This is a genomic window from Prevotella sp. S7 MS 2 (assembly GCF_000762865.1).
GTDB lineage: Bacteria > Bacteroidota > Bacteroidia > Bacteroidales > Bacteroidaceae > Prevotella.
The window spans coordinates 1-3,655 of sequence record NZ_JRPT01000073.1; the positions used below are offsets into that span (position 1 = coordinate 1).

Below are 3,655 nucleotides of genomic sequence, written 5' to 3' on the forward strand. Positions count from 1 at the left end.
AACTGGCATCCAACACCGGATCCAATACTATTGTCACACGAATATCTCCATAGAAATATCCTTCATCATCAACAAGACTTTCAGGATATGGAAAATCTAGCGATACAACATCCCTGCCCTTATCCAATGTGTGTTGAAATACCATTGTGCACTCGTCTGCATCATTCTTTGTCATTTCCACGAGACCAGCAGGCAATCCATATCCCATTTCCTTCTTCAGATTTTCAGTAGCCGTGGTTACTTCCTCAGGATAGTCGGCATGATGTATCAAAAGGGTTCTGATGAGCAATGGATCAAAATTACCTCCTAATTCAAAAGCCAAATTCGCAGCCAAAGAAGCCACACGAGGTGTTGAGAAACTTGTACCACTACATAGTGAAATCGACCTTCCCATTTCCGACAGCATCTTCATATGGGTATCTATATTACCGCCATAATGCACAAGGTCTGGTTTCACCGTAAATTCCACACCAGGTCCTACTCTTGAAAATGGACTTCGATGATTGACCTCTGCATCCCTCACAGTAGTTTTCGCATGCGCGATACTTCCAACTACAAGACTCATCAGAGAGTCTGCTCCATGAGTAATTCTGATACGCGCATCTCCCAGCTCCACATTACCTGCCGATTTACATATCAAAACACCATACAGCTTTTGAAAACTATCCAAGGCGACGGCAAAATCCGAAAACCTTCCATCCTCGACTTCAGTTTTTGAGCCTTGGGATAGATTCCACACATTCACGTCTGGATGTCTAGCAATAGATTCCCTAATATAACGCACCAACTCTTTCTCTGACACGGTAACACGATCACTGTTAACAATGCAACTCTGAATCATACAAGGTCCCGTCTGGGTTAGTTCCTTCTCTTCCAGCATATCTCCATAATTGATTACACTGGCCACCATGCTTCCATGACGAGGAGCCTGGTCAGTTTCCAAAAGTCCAGAAATATTATCTTCATTTGAAACCCAAGACGCCAGATAGTTATTAGCCGAAACACCTGAATCCATGATACCCACTTTTGGGTAAGATACATTTTCCTTAGGGCGCATCACATCCATTGTTGATGCTTCTAAATCTGGTGCTACTTCAAACTCAATAGTGGGCATCTTCCTTACCGAAAGGACTCCATCCATAGTTGCTATTGTCTTCAGGTTATCACGAGTTATATTTGAAATTGAGAACAATCGCAAACCACTGGCATAGTGTAATTCTTCAGCATCTAAACCTTCTGCACTACACCAATCCCTCAACATCAAATTCGAACGATGGTTCAATTCTTCATTCAGATAATCCACCAATTGCACCTTTGCTGTATCACCTTCCTCCAATGTTGGATCTATCTCGGCTTCATATTTCTTGATCTTCTTGATGGCAGCCAAACCTATCCTTGTAGATTTCACGCCAATTTGTCTATTTGCAAATCTACCTTTAATTGTATCATAATCACTCTTAGAATCGATTTTTACAAGCAGTTTACCTGCTGTAGCTGATCCCAGAACATTGCGTTTTGTTCTCACGTCAAACATTTTTCTGATGCTTGGACGATGCGATTTTGCTGTAGCCTTTTCTTCTAAAATTACTTCTGTCAGCAATGGCAATGAGCGCTCTCTATCGAAATAGTTACTCATCCCTGTAAGATTCGTGAACACCTCATGCGCATTACGCTCGATATTTTCATCATTCACCCATTTCGGTGCTTTTCCGCCACCGCCGCCTTCAGCCAAAAACACGTCTTTTTCTCCCCTAAAAGAAACTTGTTGGATCGGTAATGTTTTAGCCATAATAATTAGATCGTTATTTTATTAGATTATTTTTCAGATAATATATTTCTTACTTGTCTTACGCTGATATTTGCCAAGATAGAGATAGATGTTTGGGCAACCCCATACTGACTCAGGTACTTCACAAAATCATCCTTCTTCTTATGCTTTCCGTCGTACTCATAAATTGCAGCCACAATCTGTTCGTATGATATCTGTTTCGTGCCATTGATTACGCTCTGCACCTTCAACTTATTCAGCATCGTCACAATATCCGATGGTGAAAAATCCTTCAACAAGTCAGTAAGAATATTCATCTTTGCGCTATCATCTGTTACAGTAGCATCAAATCCACTTAATTGTGAAGTTACGATCTTAACAATGGCATCCTTATCTGGCATTTCCACTTCCAGCTTCATAAAAAACCTGCGCCACACGGCCTTATCCAGTAAGTCAGGATGGTTGGTAGCTGCAAGCAATACACATGACGAAGGCAACTCATCAATATTCTGCAACAAACTATTAATCACGCGTTTCAATTCGCCCAGTTCGTGATTATCGTCACGAGCTTTTGCTATGGCATCAAACTCATCCAAGAACAAAATGCAAGGCATACTGCTGGCATACTGAAAGATTTTTCTAAGATTCTTTGCTGTGCTACCCAGCAGTGATGATACGATACCATCCAGGCGGGCCACCACGAGAGGTAAGCCTGTCTGTTCACTGATATAATGTGCTATCGAGGTTTTACCACATCCTGGTGCACCATACAACAATAGAGATTTCTGTAAGTCAAGACCTGATAACTCCAATTCATCTGAATTATTCACCACATTGATAAAATCCTTCACCCGGCGCTCTACCACATCCGACAGCACAATATCTGTATGATTGCTATTCTCAGGTATTACCTCAACTATCTGCAGCTTACTGTCTGCATCCAGTGGTATCATACGCATGGCATCCATAGTAGCTGCGCTTCTACTGGTTGAAGCCTCTATTTGAGCCAAAATGCACTCAGCCATCTCCTCGTCACCTTCAGCCTTTAATCTCTCTGCCAAGCGTTTGGAGTAATTGATAATCTTTCTTTTATCATTCGAAAGACCACCTTCTATTATTCTAAGTATATCTGTAGACATGGATTTCCTATTTTTGGTGCAAAGATAGTGATAAAACAATTTTACTGGCACTTGTAATATAGAAATTAACTCTGTTTTAACATATATCGTGCAGAATTATCATATAATCGTACACGCAATAAATAAAAACGTATTAATTATCATTAGGATTTGAATACATCAGAGTTGAATTACCCCTTATGCTTAAATACAGCAATGAATCGCAGCTAATTAACTTCGTATAATGCTTCGTAAATTATATGCATGTATAACAAGTTTCTTTAACTTCAAAGACATACTATCCATTTTTATAGTGATTTATAATACAACAATTATCTGGTCGTCCACTTTTATTGTAGTTGTATAATTATATCTATCAAAATCCCTTTGCTCAGAACATTTGTAGAAAGACCGTATTTCGAATCCCTCTACATTTTGCAACGTTCCGATTTTACCATACTTAATCCATAAAATATAAGGATCACCATTTATTCGAAATAAAAGATATTCGGTTTTTTGTCTATTGCCTTATATTTTGCATGCAATTCCACTAAATCAAGCAATGATGCCGGTAGGTTTCTAATATCTACCCCAGGAATATTGTCATTCATAGATGCACCATTTCCTAAATTCATGTATGGGAAATAATGCCGGTTCATTACGTGTGTGTACGTAAATATATCTCCATATACATTAAAACCACAAATATTTCTATGGTCTGCTTTAAATTTGCACTCGTCGAAATATAGTCTAACAAAATAATAAATGT

The 3,655-nt window shown here is 39.2% G+C and carries 3 protein-coding genes; all 3 read right to left on the reverse strand.

Going from position 1 to position 3,655, the window contains the following annotated elements:
* Positions 1-1,789: S8 family peptidase (locus HMPREF0671_RS10500; protein WP_036900362.1), on the reverse strand; the 1,789-nt coding region annotated here is incomplete at its 3' end.
* A gap of 26 nt (positions 1,790-1,815) precedes the next feature.
* Positions 1,816-2,907, reverse strand: coding sequence for an AAA family ATPase (locus HMPREF0671_RS10505; protein ID WP_007175186.1), 1,092 nt, complete (start codon positions 2,905-2,907; stop codon positions 1,816-1,818).
* Positions 2,908-3,374: 467 nt separating this feature from the next.
* Positions 3,375-3,655: hypothetical protein (locus HMPREF0671_RS12565; protein ID WP_232223203.1), on the reverse strand; the 281-nt coding region annotated here is incomplete at its 5' end.

Bases quoted from the DNA above. Each gene is read 5' to 3' on its own strand.
- HMPREF0671_RS10505 (WP_007175186.1), bottom strand. From the start codon at position 2,907: ATGTCTACAGATATACTTAGAATAATAGAAGGTGGTCTTTCGAATGAT.